Annotated in this window: 12 protein-coding genes; 5 read left to right on the top strand and 7 right to left on the bottom strand. The window is 67.2% G+C overall.

Features of this window, described 5'->3' with window-relative positions:
• The first annotated feature begins 31 nt into the window (after positions 1–31).
• Complete coding sequence (locus tag PHQ87_RS08585) at positions 32–718, top strand: CoA pyrophosphatase (RefSeq protein WP_300233044.1); 687 nt, start codon at positions 32–34, stop codon at positions 716–718.
• A gap of 25 nt (positions 719–743) precedes the next feature.
• Positions 744–1,673: a CobD/CbiB family protein gene (locus tag PHQ87_RS08580; protein WP_300233042.1), complete on the top strand. Its 930-nt coding sequence runs from the start codon at positions 744–746 to the stop codon at positions 1,671–1,673.
• Between the two features lie 2 nt (positions 1,674–1,675).
• Here the strand turns inward: PHQ87_RS08580 and rsgA are convergent, their stop codons facing one another.
• Together rsgA and PHQ87_RS08570 are read right to left on the bottom strand one after the other, a co-directional pair.
• Positions 1,676–2,638, bottom strand: coding sequence for a ribosome small subunit-dependent GTPase A (rsgA, locus tag PHQ87_RS08575; RefSeq protein ID WP_300233041.1), 963 nt, complete (start codon positions 2,636–2,638; stop codon positions 1,676–1,678).
• Positions 2,635–3,909, bottom strand: a complete 1,275-nt coding sequence (locus tag PHQ87_RS08570) for a M48 family metallopeptidase (protein ID WP_300233040.1) — start codon at positions 3,907–3,909, stop codon at positions 2,635–2,637. Before PHQ87_RS08570 ends, rsgA begins: the two co-directional genes overlap by 4 nt.
• 68 nt (positions 3,910–3,977) lie before the next feature.
• Here PHQ87_RS08570 and orn point away from each other — a divergent pair, with 68 nt between their 5' ends.
• From orn to PHQ87_RS08555, 3 genes are all read left to right on the top strand, one after another.
• Positions 3,978–4,592, top strand: a complete 615-nt coding sequence (gene orn, locus PHQ87_RS08565) for an oligoribonuclease (RefSeq protein WP_300233039.1) — start codon at positions 3,978–3,980, stop codon at positions 4,590–4,592.
• Between the two features lie 76 nt (positions 4,593–4,668).
• The gene (locus PHQ87_RS08560) at positions 4,669–6,255 is read left to right on the top strand and encodes an inorganic phosphate transporter (RefSeq protein WP_300233037.1); all 1,587 of its coding nucleotides are present in this window, start codon (positions 4,669–4,671) and stop codon (positions 6,253–6,255) included.
• A gap of 317 nt (positions 6,256–6,572) precedes the next feature.
• A complete protein-coding gene (locus PHQ87_RS08555; protein ID WP_300233036.1) occupies positions 6,573–8,297 on the top strand; it encodes a DEAD/DEAH box helicase in 1,725 nt (574 codons plus the stop codon).
• Position 8,298: 1 nt separating this feature from the next.
• Here PHQ87_RS08555 and PHQ87_RS08550 read toward each other — a convergent pair whose 3' ends face one another.
• The 5 genes from PHQ87_RS08550 to PHQ87_RS08530 form a co-directional block, all read right to left on the bottom strand.
• Positions 8,299–10,275, bottom strand: coding sequence for an acyltransferase family protein (locus tag PHQ87_RS08550; RefSeq protein ID WP_300233034.1), 1,977 nt, complete (start codon positions 10,273–10,275; stop codon positions 8,299–8,301).
• Between the two features lie 30 nt (positions 10,276–10,305).
• Complete coding sequence (locus tag PHQ87_RS08545; protein WP_300233033.1) at positions 10,306–11,454, bottom strand: SAF domain-containing protein; 1,149 nt, start codon at positions 11,452–11,454, stop codon at positions 10,306–10,308.
• A gap of 5 nt (positions 11,455–11,459) precedes the next feature.
• Complete coding sequence (locus PHQ87_RS08540) at positions 11,460–13,397, bottom strand: nucleoside-diphosphate sugar epimerase/dehydratase (RefSeq protein ID WP_300233032.1); 1,938 nt, start codon at positions 13,395–13,397, stop codon at positions 11,460–11,462.
• Between the two features lie 28 nt (positions 13,398–13,425).
• The gene (locus PHQ87_RS08535; RefSeq protein ID WP_300233031.1) at positions 13,426–13,986 is read right to left on the bottom strand and encodes a sugar transferase; all 561 of its coding nucleotides are present in this window, start codon (positions 13,984–13,986) and stop codon (positions 13,426–13,428) included.
• The coding region (locus tag PHQ87_RS08530) for an NAD-dependent epimerase/dehydratase family protein (protein ID WP_300233029.1) at positions 13,983–14,775 on the bottom strand (793 nt) is incomplete at its 5' end. The genes PHQ87_RS08530 and PHQ87_RS08535, both read right to left, overlap by 4 nt.

Here is a 14,775-nt window from a genome sequence, read left to right as displayed (position 1 = left end):
GCTTTTTTGCGTCCCCTGTATGCTTGCGGCCATGAGCCGTGTGTTGCCCCGTTTCGATCCCCGCCTCGTGCCACTGGTGCCGCCCGGTGGCGAGGCGCCGCCGCTCCAGGCCGTGGCCTCGCAGCGCTTGACCGCGCCGGCCTTGCGTCAGCGCTTTGCCGAGCCGCCGCCGTGGGTGCCCGAGCTGCGCAGCGAGCCGCGCCTGTTCGAGCGAGAACCCGCGCAGGCGGCGGTGCTCATGCCCCTGGTCATGCGCGAGCGGCCCTCGCTCATCCTCACGCAGCGCACCGACCACCTGTCCACCCATTCCGGGCAGGTGGCACTGCCGGGTGGCCGTGTCGACCCCGAAGATAGCGGCGTCGTCCATGCGGCGCTGCGCGAAGCGCAGGAGGAGATCGGACTGGATCCGTCGCTGGTCGAGGTCATTGGCACCTTGCCGGAGTACGTGACCAGCACGGCGTTTCATGTGACCCCGGTGGTGGCCCTGGTCCAGCCCGGTTTTGTGCTGAACCCCAATCCGTTCGAGGTGGCCGACGTCTTCGAGGTGCCGCTGGACTACCTGATGAACCCGGTCCACCACCGGCTTCATGCCCTGGCCCTGGATGGTCGCGAGCGCCGCTGGTATTCGATGCCGTACGCCGATGGTCAGGTCGAGCGTTTCATCTGGGGTGCGACCGCAGGGATGCTGCGCAACCTGTACCGGTTCCTGTCGGCCTGATGCCCCGGACCGCTATCATCGGCCCATGAGCTTTTTTGCCGTCTTGATGGCCTTGCTGCTGGAACAGGTGCGGCCGGTGGGCTACGACAACCCGGTGCATGCCCTGCTGCGATCGTGGGCGCGCTCGGCCGGGCGCCACCTGGACACCGGCGAAGTGGCGCCGGCCTGGGTGGCCTGGATCCTCGCGGTGGTGCTGCCGGCCCTGGTGGCGGCCATCGTGCATGCCTGGCTGGCCCACTTGAGTGTGCTGCTGGCCCTGGCATGGCTGGTGCTCGTGCTCTACCTGACCCTGGGGTTCCGCCAGTTCAGCCACCATTTCACCGCCATCCGTCATGCCATGGAAACCGGCGACGAGGTGGCGGCGCGGCAGCATCTGGCCCGGTGGTTGCGCGCGGATGTCGCGACACTGCCGCGCACCGAACTGCTGCGCCATGTGATCGAGCACAGCGTGTTGTCGGCGCACCGGCATGTGTTCGGCGTGCTGCTGGCTTTCTTCGTCTGCTGGTTCCTCGGGCTGGGCCCGGCCGGCGCTGTGGCCTACCGCATGGCCGACTACGTGCTCGGGCGCTGGAAGCGCAGCGAAGGCGGACATGCCCACAGTGTGCTGGCCCGTGTCGCCGACCAGGCCTGGCGGGTGGTGGACTATGTGCCGGCGCGCATGACCGCGCTGGCGTTCGCCATCGTGGGCAACTTCGAGGAGGCCGTGGCGAGCTGGCGCAGTGATGCGGGCCGGCATGGGCCGGCCGGCGATGGCATCGTGCTGGCGGCCACCTCCGGCGCCATCAATGTGCGCCTGCGCGCCGCGCAGGCCGGTGAACCGGATACCGGCAACGGGCGTGCCGAGCCGCAGATCGGCCATCTGGCCAGTGCGGTGGGTCTGGTCTGGCGCAGCGTGGTGCTGTGGATGCTGTTCCTGCTGCTGGCCACCCTGGCGGGCTGGCGCGTCTGGCCCTGAAATCAGTAGGTGCGCTGGCGGCTCAACTGCTCGAAGATGTCGCCGTACAGCCGGTAGCGGCTGGCGCTGATGGGCGCTTCCGGGTGAGTATCGTCCTGCACCGCCGCACGGACCGAGCAACCCGGTTCCTGCCGGTGGGTGCAGTTGTAGAAGCGGCAGCCCCCGAGATGTTCTCGCAGATCGGGCATCAGATGTACCAGGCGCTCGGGCCCGATATGGGCCAGGCCGAACTCCTGGAAACCGGGTGAGTCGATCAGCGCCGTGTGGCGGGCTTCATCGGTCCAGTACCAGGTCGTTGACGTGGTCGTATGGCGCCCGGAATTCAGTGCCCGCGAAATCTCGCCCGTCTCGGCCTGTGCCTTGGGAATCAGTCGGTTGACGAGCGTGCTTTTGCCGACCCCCGAGGGGCCCAGCACCAGCGTGGCGCGGTCCTTCAGGCGGGCGCGCAGGTCCGCTTCTCCGGCATCGGTGCCGGCCGAGCGCAGGCACAGGGGCAGCACGTCGTAACCCATGCGGCGGTAGGGCGCCAGGCGCGCCCAGGCACGGTCGAAGGCTGGCTGCACGTCACGCTTGTTCAGCGCGATCAGCACGTCAATACCGGCCGCTTCGGCGGCGATCAGCGCACGTGCGAGCTGGCTCTCGGAAAACTCCGGGTCGGCCGCGAGCAGCACCAGCACCAGATCGATGTTGGCCGCAAACGATTTGGTGCGCCACTCGTCCTGGCGGTGCAGCAGGTTGCGGCGCGGTTCGACGGCCTCGATGATGCCTTCGTCGCCCGTGGGGGCCCAACGCACCAGGTCGCCCACGACGACCTCGTTGCGCTTGCCGCGCGGGTGGCAGCGCATCTGCTCGCCATTGTCCGGGTCTTCGACCAGACAGTGGCGCCCGTGCGCTGCCACCACACGCCCCAGGCGCAGGGCATGGGCGGGGGCAGGGCCCGGGGTTGGGTGACGTCGGCGGCTCACGCGGTGCCCGGGGAAGGCAGCAGCCGGGCCAGCCGCTCGCTGGCCGGCGGGTGCGAGTAGTAGAAGCGCGCGTACAGCGGATCGGGTGTGAGCGTGCTGGCGTTGTCCTGGTACAGCTTGAGCAGGGCACTGGCCAGCTCGTGCCCGTTGGCCTGCTCGCTGGCGTAGGCATCGGCCTCGAATTCGTGCCGGCGCGACAGTTGCGCCAGCAGCGGCGAGAGAAAGAAGGTGGCCACGGGTGCGAGCAGCAGAAACAGGATCAGCGCCAGCGCGTCGTTGGATGCCGCCAGCGAGGGCGTCGCTCCCAGACCGGTGAAGAACCAGGACTGGCCCGAGAGCCAGCCCAGCAGGGCAAAACCGGCCAGGCTCAGGGCGAACATCAGCACCAGGCGCTGGAGAATGTGCCTGCGCTTGAAGTGGCCCAGCTCATGCGCCAGCACGGCATCGATCTCGCCCGGCTCGAGCTGGCGCAGCAGGGTATCGAAGAAGACGACGCGCTTGGCGGCGCCGAACCCGGTGAAATAGGCGTTGGCGTGTGCGCTGCGGCGGCTGCCGTCCATCACGAACAGGCCCTTGGCAGCAAAACCGCAGCGCTGCATCAGCGCCTGGACGCGCGCCTTCACGGTTTCGTCGGTCAGTGGCTCGAACTTGTTGAACAGCGGTGCGATGAAGGTGGGGTAGAGCACCAGCAGCAACAGGTTGAAGCCCATCCAGGCACCCCAGGCCCACAGCCACCACCACGGACCGGCCGAACCCATCAGCCAGAGGACCAGCGCGGCAATCGGCAGGCCGACCACGGTGGCGACGGCCGTGCCCTTGAGCAGATCGGCCAGCCACAGCCGCATGCTCATGCGGTTGAAGCCGAACCGGGCCTCGATGCGAAAGGTGCTCCACCAGCCCAGCAGCAGGCTCGGCACCGCACCGATCAGCGCAAAGGCCCCCAGCAGGGCCAGTTGCTGGGTCATGCCCGGGCCGAGCCAGGCGAGCAAGGCCTGGTTGAGTGCGTCGAGACCGCCCAGCAGTGTCCAGCCCAGCAGCACGGCTGTGTCCACGGCCGCTTCCACGATCCCCAGGCGCAGCCTGGCGATGGTGTAGCCGGCTGCCTTGCGGTGCGCCTCGGCAGACACCGTCCCGGCAAAGGCGGCCGGGACCTGTTCGCGGTGGCGCCAGACATGGCGTGCCTGGCGGTTGGCCAGCCACAGGCGCACCACCAGGCCGGCCAGCAGCAGGACAGCAAACGCGATCGACAAGGTCATGGAGGGGGAGGCCATCCCGGAAGTCTATCGGAGCCGGTGCCGGTGTGCCGGACGGCGGGTATCCGTTCGGCGACAATCGGACAATGAGCAACACTGCAGAGAACACCGGACGGACCGGTCCCGCCACCGTGCCCGCGGCACCGGCATCCACGACCCTGGCCCGCAGCGACCAGAACCTGGTCTGGCTCGATTGCGAGATGAGCGGACTGGATCCCGAGAAGGAGCGCCTGCTCGAGATCGCCGTGGTGGTCACCGGGCCGCAGCTTGAGCCGCGCATCGAAGGGCCCGTGCTGGTCATCCACCAGAGCCAGGCCGTGCTAGACGGCATGGACGCCTGGAACAAGGGCACGCATGGTCGCAGCGGGCTGATCGACAAGGTCAAGGCCAGCACGATGGATGAAGCCCAGGCCGAGGCCATCCTGCTCGAGTTCATCGGCCGGTATGTGCCGAAGAAGACCACGCCCATGTGCGGCAATTCCATCGGGCAGGACCGGCGCTTCCTGGTCAAGTACATGCCGCGTCTGGAGGCCTGGTTCCATTACCGCAACGTCGATGTGAGCACCCTCAAGGAACTGGCCCGCCGCTGGCGCCCGGAGGTGTACGAGGGCTTCAAGAAACAGCAGCGCCACACCGCGCTGGCCGATGTGCACGAGTCCATTGACGAGCTGATGCACTACCGCACGCACTTCCTGCGCTGACCCCCGCACCGGCCTGCGCTGGCGGCGGTTCGCCCAACTGCCCATGTCAAAATCGCGGCCTCGGCAGAAAGATGTCATGAGCAAGAAACAGAAGTCCGGATTCATAGCCCGGTACCAGGATGTGCTGCAACTGAGTGCCTCGGTTGCCTTTTTGCTGGTGGTGGGGCTGTATGCCTCGCTGACGGGCGCCGATGTGGCCGGCCTGTCCGGCTCGGCCGTCTGGCTGCTGATCATCGCCGCGGTGGTGGGTGGCTACATGGCCATGAACATCGGCGCCAACGACGTGGCCAACAACATGGGGCCCGCGGTGGGCTCCGGCGCCCTGTCCATGGGCTGGGCCATCTTGATGGCGGCCGTGTTCGAGGCCATGGGTGCCATCGTGGCCGGCGGGGAAGTGGTGGGCACCATCAAGGGTGCCATCATCGATCTCGAGCAGATTCCCGATCCGGCCCCTTTTGCGTGGCTGATGTTCTCGGCCCTGCTGGCGGGCGCCCTGTGGCTGCACCTGGCCACGGCCATCGGCGCACCCGTCTCCACCACGCACTCCATCATCGGCGCGGTGATGGGGGCCGGCATTGCCGCCGGTGGCTGGGGGCTGGTCAACTGGGAGACCATCGGCAACATCGTGCTCAGCTGGGTGATTTCACCCCTGTCCGGGGGCCTGATGGCGGCGGGCTTCCTGTACCTGATCAAGCGCAGCATCACTTATCGCACCGACATGACCGAGGCGGCCACCCAGGTGGTGCCCTGGCTGATTGCGGCCATGGTCTGGGCCTTCAGTACCTACATGCTGCTCAAGGGCCTGGGCCAGCTGGTCAAGGTGGGGTTCGGGACGGCGGTGCTGGCCGGCGCCGTTCTGGCCGCGGTGGTCTGGGCGCTGGTGCGCCAGCCGCTGGCGGCCCGCGCACGCCGCCTGGGCAACTCCAAGGCGGGAGTCAATGGCCTGTTCGTCTGGCCCCTGATCTGTTCGGCCGCGTTGCTGAGCTTTGCCCACGGCGCCAACGACGTCGCCAACGCCATCGGGCCGCTGGCGGCCATCTACGAGGCGGTGAAAACCGGTGCGGTAGCCACCAGCGCGGCCACGCCCCTGTGGGTCATGGTGCTGGGTGCCATTGGCCTGGCGGTGGGACTGTCGCTGTATGGCGCCAAGCTCATCCGTACTGTCGGCAAGGAGATCACCGAACTGGACAACATGCGGGCGTATTCGATTGCCATGGCCGCTACCGTGACCGTGATCGTGGCGTCCCAGCTGGGCATGCCCGTCTCGACCACCCACATTTCCATCGGTGCGGTCTTTGGCGTCGGTTTCCTGCGCGAACTGCTCAAGGTCAACTACGCCAAGATGGAAGCGGTGGTCCGGGCCGGACACCAGGGCGAGGACCGCGCCGAGGTCGAGGCCTACCTGGCGCGTTTCGAGGCGGCCGAAGTCCGGGAAAAGAAGCGCATGCTCGCCGACATGAAAAAGCGTGCCAAGGCGCGCGAAATGGCCAACGGCGCCCTGTTCGACAAGCGCGAGCAAAAGGCTTTCAAGAAGGCGTACAAGAAGGAAATCGTCAAGCGCTCGGTGGTGCTGCGCATCGTCGCCGCCTGGATCGTGACGGTCCCTGCCACGGCGGTGCTGGCCGCCATCCTGTACCACATCGTGGCCGCCGTGCTGCGCTGATTCTCCGGGCGATGGTCCTGGTGTTTGGGGTTTTCCCCAATGTGTGCGACAATAGAAGGCTGTGCTCATGAAGGGCACAGCTTTCTTGCATCTGCCTCACACAGCAGGCTCCCTGAAACACCCCGACACAGCGCGCCTGGCGCCGGCTCGGTCCTCGGAGCCCTTCGCACCCGAATGATTGTGCGCTGACCGTTTGATGGTTGATGTTCTGTAACCACGAACGGATCTTGCGCGACGGGTAACCCCGGCTTTCTGCCGGCGGCCACTCCTTGCTCCTGCTTCGGTCGTTTGCGCATTTTTTCCGCGCAAGGACTCACATGAGCGATTCTTTTGAAGACCGCGACGCGATCAACGCGTCCGCCGACACCATTTCCACGTCCAGCACGGTCGTCGCACCCAACGCCTTCGAGGCGCTGGGTCTGGCGCCCGAGCTCGTCGCCGCTGTGGCCGATCTGGGCTATGTCGAACCGACCCAGGTGCAGCGCCTGGTCATTCCCAAGGCCGCCGATGCGGCCGGCGAACAGGGGCGTTATGCCGACCTGATGGTTTCCAGCCAGACGGGCAGTGGCAAGACGGCGGCCTTCCTGCTGCCGGTGCTGCACACGCTGCTGGCGCAGCAGGTCGAGCGCGTGGCGCAGGAGCGTGCCGAACGCGAACGCCTGGCGGCCGAGGCGCTGGCCCGTGGCGAAGCACCGCCCAAGGCACCCAAACGCAAGAACCCGACGCTGGCGCGCCACTTCAAGCCTGCCACGCCGGGCGCCCTGGTGCTGTGTCCGACGCGCGAGCTGGCCCAGCAGGTGGCGCACGATGCCATCGACCTGGTGCGCCACTGCCGCGGCCTGCGCATCGCCAGCGTGGTGGGCGGCATGCCCTACCAGGTGCAGATTGCGCGTCTGCAAAACGCCGATCTGGTGGTGGCCACGCCGGGTCGTCTGCTCGACCTGCAGCGATCGATGCAGCTCAAGCTTGACCAGGTGCAGTTCCTCGTCGTGGACGAGGCCGACCGCATGCTGGATCTGGGTTTCGCCGACGATCTGGCGGAGATCAACGCACTGACGGCGCAGCGCCGCCAGACCATGATGTTCTCGGCCACCTTCGCGCCGCGCATCCAGCAACTGGCCATGCGCGTCATGCACGAGGGCGGCAAGCACGTGCAGAAGGTGCAGATCGACAGCCCGCAGGAGCAGCACGCCAACATCAAGCAGGTGTTGTTCTGGGCCGATCACGCGGCCCACAAGCGCCAGTTGCTCGACCATTGGCTGCGCGACGCGTCCATCAACCAGGCCGTGGTGTTCTGCAGCACGCAGATCGAGTGCGACGGCCTGGCCGAAGAGTTGCAACAGGCCGGCTTCGCTGCCGTGGCCCTGCATGGTGCCCTGAGCCAGGGCATGCGCAACCGCCGCCTGATGGCCTTGCGCAATGGTCAGGTGCAGATCCTCGTGGCCACTGACGTGGCCGCGCGCGGCATCGATGTGCCGACCATCACGCACGTGTTCAACTTCGGTCTGCCGATGAAGGCCGAGGACTACACCCACCGCATCGGCCGCACCGGCCGTGCCGGCCGCGACGGCATTGCCGTGACGCTGGCCGAATTCCGTGACCGCCGCCGCATCGGCGACATCGAGGAGTTCACCCGCCAGCGCTTCAAGGCCGAAGTGATCCCGGGCCTGGAGCCGCGCATGCGTCCGCCCCAGCCTGAGGGCTTCGGCCGCGGCGGTCGCTCCGGCGGGCCTGGTGGTCGTGGCGGTTTCGGCCGTTCCGGTGGGCCGGGCCGCGGCGGTCAGGGTCGCCCGGATGGCGCTCGCCCCGGCCAGGGTTTTGGCAGCTTCGGCAGGGCGGACAAGGCGCCCGGCCGCGGTGGCGAGCGCTCGTTCGAGCATCGGGAGCGCACGTTCGAACACAGGCCGTTCGAGCAGCGCGAGCGCGGCTATGCCGATCAGGCCGGCGCCGGCCGTCGGTCCGGCCCGCGCGACGGCCGGGCCAGCCACCAGGGGTTTGCCGGCCGGCCCCAAGGGCAGGGCGGCCGCCGTTCCGGGCGCTGAGCTACTGGCCCTTGAAAATCAGCGGGGCGATCTGGTCGATGTACCAGGTGGCCGCGCCCACTGACAGGTGCCCGTAGTCGTAGCTCAGTGGCTGCCTGGCCTTCTCGTCGAGCCGCGTCAGGCAGCCATCGGCGTTGCAGAAATAGTCCATCCCCGAGATGAACTCGATGCCCATGGCCTGGGCGCGCTGGCGCATCTGGTCGGTGGCGCCCTGCAGGGCCGGGTCCAGCCCCTGGCCAGCCTTCAGTCGCAGGGGCGGGGGCTGGGTGACCGGCCCCTTTTTCCATTCATCCAGCAGGATCTGCGGCAACGCCTTTTGCCAGTAGGGCACGGCGCCGAGCATGATGATGCGCGGCACGCCAGCCTTCTTGATCTCCTGCACCGTGGCGGCCAGGTTGTCCAGCTTGTAACGCGGGTTGTGCCACCAGGCGTAGAGGATGACCACATCGGGTTTGGCGTCGCGAATGGCCTGGATGCTCGAGTCGTTCAGGCTCTTGCACAGCGGCCGCGGCTCAAAGCCCAGGATCGGTGGGCAGATGGCACCACCGCGTTCGCCCAGCCCGAAGCTGTACTTGCCTGAGTCCTGCAGTGCCTTGAAACCCGGGTACAGCGAAGAGACGTGCGAATCGCCCCAGAGGAACACCAGCGGGCGCTTGTTCTCGACGCAGAACGGTTTGTACTGCGAGGCCGGCATCTTGAAATCGAGAATGCAGTCGCCCTCGCGCCAGCCTTCGGTCACCGCCTGGCGCCCGCCGCGGCTCATCATGTCGCGCACCACCTCGGGGAAACGGTGGTCGAAACCGTCCTTGTGGTGGGTGAGCGCGCCCATGGCGGCCGTGGTCACCATGCCCAGGCACAGCGCCACGGTGGTGGCGCGCCGGTTGAAGCGGCCGAAGCGGATCGGGATCTCGACCAGCACGTAGGTCAGCCAGGCCAGCACCACGGCCAGCGCCGCCCAGCCCAGTTGCGTCTGCCAGGCAGGGGAGCCGTCGGTGGCCTGGATGTTCGCATAGGCCAGGAACGGCCAGTGCCAGAGGTACAGCGGGTAGCTGATGAGTCCAATCCAGACGAAGGGCTTGCTGGCCAGGATGTGGCGGTTGAGCCAGGCCTGCGGACCTGCGGCCAGCAGCAGCACGGTGCCCACCGTCGGCAGCAGCGCCCAGGCACCCGGGAAGCGGCTTTCGGGGGTGATGCGGGCGAACACGATCAGCAGCAGCGCCATGCCGGTGAACGACAGCAGGTTGGCGCGCAGCGCCGATCCCCTTGCCTGCGGGGCGCCTGGCTCAGGCAGCCGCAGCAGGCCTTTCCAGCCAATCTGGTGGGTGTGCATCGCCGCCAGCATGGCGCCGACCATCAGTTCCCAGAAACGCGACAAGGGGTTGTAGAACGCGGCGGTGGGATTGCCCTTGACCGTGGCCATGTTGACCGCGAACGACAGCAGCAGCACGGCGAAGATGAATCGCAGCGGATTGATCTTCCAGCGGTGGACCAGAAACAGGGCCAGCGGCCAGAACACATAGAACTGCTCCTCGATGGCCAGTGACCACAGGTGCAGCAGCGGTTTGGTGGTCGATGCGGTATCGAAGTACCCTGCCTCCTGCCAGAACGCGAAGTTCGACAGGAAGGCGCTGCCGGCCAGCAGGTGCTTGCCCAGGGCGCGGTAGTCGGGTGGATTCAGCCAGAACCAGCCCAGCACGAAGGTGGCCACCAGCATCAGCAGCAGGGCCGGAAAGATGCGCTTGACCCGCCGAGCGTAGAAATCGATGAAGCTGAATTTGCCCTTGCGCAACTGCGCCAGGATGATCGAGCTGATGAGGTAGCCCGACAGGACGAAGAAGACATCGACACCGACAAAGCCCCCCTCGAACCAGGAGGGAAAGGCGTGGTGCACCACCACCGCGCCCACGGCAATGGCGCGCATGCCATCGATATCGGGTCGGTAGTGGGTGTTGTGGGTGACGGAAGCGGGTGTGGTCATTGCGGGGGCTGCGGCAGGTCAGACCCCGTGTCAGGCGTACAGTTCCCGGGCGATGTGCAGCGCCAGGGTATCGGGCAGATCGACGTCGTCGAAGCTCAGCACCTGGCCCGGCTCGATGTCGCGACGGATCACCGCGTTCTGCACCAGCCCCATGGGCACGTGGTTGGGGGCATCGGCAATGCGCGCGGCCTCGCCACGCAACTGGAAGCCTCCGATGGCACGGTCGATGCGGGTGCCGGCCTTGAGCGGCACCTTGGCGATGGCCACGATGGAGACGGTGGGCGCAGACGAGTTGTTGAACAGGATGCCGCCACCGTTGAGCACGCGGCGCACGGTCTTGATGATCTCGTACTGGCACAGGTGGAACGGACGTACCAGCACGTAGTAGGGCCCGTCACCGAGCTTGAGGTAGTTCAGGGCACGCCATTCCGACTCGTCGTGCGTGCCGACCACGAACACACCGGCGTTGCCCGGTGCCAGCACATAGTCGGAGAGCACCTGGCCCGACTCGGCGGCGCGCCGTGCCAGCTCGATCGCTGCCTTGGACACGTCGGTCGTTTGGGGGCCGAGCATGCCTTGCTGGGCAATGGTGGCGCCGAAGGCGTTGGCCACCAGCGCCTGCTCGATCTGGATCTTGGTGCCGTCGGTGAACGAGGTGGTCTGCTCGACGCTGATGCCCTGCTTGGAAGCCCAGTAGGCCATCTCTTCCGGGGTCGGATGGTGGTTGAGGAAACCCTTCATGTTGCCATACACGATGGGCTTGAAGCCCATCATGATGGCTTCCTCGCGCAGTGCCGCGATGGAGCCGGGTTGGTCGCCCTCGGCTTCCGTCAGCAGACCCCGGCCGGCGAAGTACGAGCCCGTGGTGATGTGGAACTCCGAGTTCATCGTCACGACCGGCTTGCCCGCCTTGAGTGCCTGGTCGATGACATCGGTGGCGTGCAGCACGTCGCCGCTGCACTCGACGATGAGGTCGGCCTTGTCCAGCAGCTCCTGCACCGACTGCGTCAGGCGCTCGGGAAACGGAAATCCGGTGGTGCTGTTCAGGGGGCGCCGGGTCAGCACCGCACTCAGTTGCAGGTCCGGGTGGTGGTTGACGAGCAGGCGGGCAAAACCGCTGGCGATGAAACCGGTGCCAACGAGGCCGATGCGGTGGGAGGGGGAGGTCTGGCGGGTCATGTGTTTCAAGCGTGATTGGCGGCCAGCGCCGTGGCGGTGCCGTTCCAGCCAGGGGTGTCGGACTCGCAGCGGAAGCCGGCCACCAGGTCGGTCAGCAGGGCCTCCACAGCGTCCAGGTCGGTGGCGTCCAGCGCGGTTTCCAGCGCATCCAGCCGGGCACGCAACTGGGGCCACGGCAGGAACTCCTCATGCGCCTTCATGATGCGCGGATGCGAGGTGGGGCTGGGATTGTTGCCGATGAGCAGTTCTTCGTAAAGTTTCTCGCCCGGACGCAGACCGGTGATCCGGATTTCGATGTCGCCGTCCGGGTTGGCGGGGCTCTTGAGGCACAGCCCGGACAGCTCGATCATCTGCACGGCCAGGTCGCGGATCTTGACCGGCGAGCCCATGTCCAGCACGAACACGTCACCGCCCCTGGCCATGGCGCCCGCCTGGATCACCAATTGGGCCGCCTCGGGGATGGTCATGAAGTAGCGTGTGATCTCGGGGTGCGTCAGGGTGATCGGGCCGCCGTCCTGGATCTGGCGCCGGAACTTGGGCACCACCGAACCCGAGGAACCCAGCACATTGCCGAAGCGCACCATCGAGTAGCGGGTCTGTGACCCGGCGGCCGACAGGGCCTGCAGTGTCATCTCGGCCAGCCGCTTGCTGGCGCCCATGATGTTGGTGGGGCGCACGGCCTTGTCGGTGCTGATGAGCACGAAATCGGCCACGCCCGCCGCGGCGGCCGCCTCGGCGGCCACCAGGGTGCCCAGGGTGTTGTTGCGGATACCCTCCACCGGGTTGTGCTCGACCAGCGGCACATGCTTGTAGGCGGCCGCGTGGTAAACCGTGTCGGGCCGGTAGCGGCGCATGATGTCCTGCATCAGATGCCTGTCCCGTACCGAGGCCAGCACCGGGTGCAGGATCACGGGTGCTTCGCCGACCCTGCCCAGCAGCTCCTGATGAATTTCGTACAGGGCAAACTCGCTCTGCTCGACCAGCACCAGTTCCACCGGCCCGACGGCCAGAATCTGGCGGCACAGCTCGCTGCCGATGGAACCACCGGCACCGGTGACCAGCACCACCTTGCCGTGGATGGCCTTGCCCAGCAGCAGCAGGTTCGGGTTGACCGGCTCGCGTCCGAGCAGGTCGTCGATGTCCAGTTCACGCAGATCCGATGTGCTGACCGTGCCCTGGGCCAGCTCGCTGACGCTGGGCAAGGTCCGCACCTCGACGTGGGCACGGCGCATCTGCTGGATCATTTCGTTGCGCCGGTACCGGCTGGCCGATGGAATGGCCAGCAATACCGTGGCGATGTGCAGTGAGCTGACCAGCGAGGGCAGGTCGGCCGGGCTGTAGATCGGCAGCCCGTTGAGCACGTGTCCGTGCAGGCGGTCGTCGTCGTCCATGAAGCCGACCACACGCATCTCATGGCTGTTGGCCATGGCCGCGGCCAGTTGCCGGCCGGCATTGCCGGCACCGTAGATCAGGACCCGGGGCAGCGTGGCCATGCGCAACTGGTTCTGGTAGACGCCACCCAGCCAGAAGCGGGCCAGCATGCGCGAGGCGCCCACCGTCAGCAGCAGCAGCATCGGCTGGATCAGGCCGATGGTCCGGGGGACGCCCTCCAGGCCCACGGCCGTGAAAATCGACGCATACAGCAGGCCGTACACGGCAACGGCCTTGATGATGGTCATCAGGGCCGCGAGGCCCGAGTAGCGGAAGATGGCGCGGTAAAAACCGTTGACGATGAAGATCGGCAGGGCCAGCGCCAGCGAACCGGCCACGGCCCACTGGGGCTGCCAGAAGCCTTCGCCCGAGATCTTCACCCACTCGCCCAGGCGCAGGTAGTACGCCAGCCATACCGTCAGCACGCACAGCGAGGCGTCCACGGCCAGCACGATCACCCGCTTGGCCGGGCGGGGGATGCCGAGGATGGGAGCAGCCAGTCTGGACAGCATGCGGGTTCTGGAAGGGGGGTGTCGTCGGTCAGTGGGAAACGCCTTCGCGCCGGACCACATTCCAGGCGGTGCGGGCGATGATCTGCAGGTCGAACCAGAAACTGCGCCGCTGCAGGTATTCGACGTCCAGTTTCACTTTTTCCGGGATGGGCAGCTCGTCACGTCCGTTGATCTGGGCCCAGCCGGTCAACCCGGGTACCAGGGCATCGACACCGTGCTGCGTGCGCAGGGCGATGAGGTCGTCCTGGTTGTACAACGCCGGGCGCGGGCCGACGATGCTCATGTCGCCCTTGAGAATGCTCCACAGCTGCGGCAGCTCATCGAGGCTGGTCTTGCGCAGGAACGACCCGATGGGCGTGAGGTACACGCTCGGATCGGTCATCAGGTGGGTGGCCACGGTGGGGGCATCGATGCGCATGCTGCGAAATTTCGGCATCCGGAAGATCCGATTGTACCGGCCGACGCGGTCGCTCCAGTAAAGTGCGGGCCCGGGCGAGGTCAGTCGCACGAGCAACCCGATCACCAGGATCGGCAGCAGCAGCACCAGCGCGGCGGCCAGTGACACGATGACGTCGAACAGCCGTTTCATGGCGCCGCCCTTCCATCATGGCCTGCTTGTCCGGTCACGGCCCGCGCCAGGCCCTGTTCGACCGTGAACGGCGGCACCCAGCCCAACTGCGCGCGGGTGTGGGCGATGTCGACCTGCAGCGACTGCACCAGGCGCGCCACCGTGTCGCCTTTGCCCGCCAGGCGAGCGGCCAGCAGCAGGCAGGCCACCGGCACCGGCCACAGCCTGGGGTGTGTTCCCATCGCCTGCCCCAGGCCCGCGATCAGCGCCGGGGTGGACAGATCGTGTCCATCGGACACCAGCAAGGTCTGGCCGGCGGCGTCGGGGTGATGGGTGCACAGGGCGATGAGGTCGATCAGATTGTCGATCGATACCAGCGATCGGCGGTTGCGCACCGACTTCAGGGGCAGGGGTATCCCGGAGGCGACCCAGCGAATCAGACGCTGGAAGTTGGCGCCCACGCCAGGGCCATACACCAGGGGGGGGCGGATCACCACCACTTCGATGCCTGTCTCGCGCGCCAGCGACCACAGTGCCTGCTCGGCTTCCCACTTGGATTGCCCGTAGGGGTCTTGCGGGCAGGGCGGGCTGTCATGCCGGAACGGCTGGCCGGGTGGCGTGGCCTCGCCCAGCACCTTGACCGAGCTGACGAACACGAAGCGGCGCACACCGGCCCGCGCGGCCGCCTGTGCCAGGTGCCGGGTACCTTGCGTGTTGACGCGGCGGTAGGCGGCCAGGTCGTCGCCGGACCCTCCCGCGCCCATGCGGTGCACATGGGCGGCGCAATGCACCACGCAGGCCAGGCCATCC

This window comes from Hydrogenophaga sp., from assembly GCF_028698005.1.
Classification (GTDB): domain Bacteria; phylum Pseudomonadota; class Gammaproteobacteria; order Burkholderiales; family Burkholderiaceae_C; genus Hydrogenophaga.
Note: the sequence above shows the minus strand (reverse complement) of the source record. Positions and strands in the feature narration are given on the sequence as shown.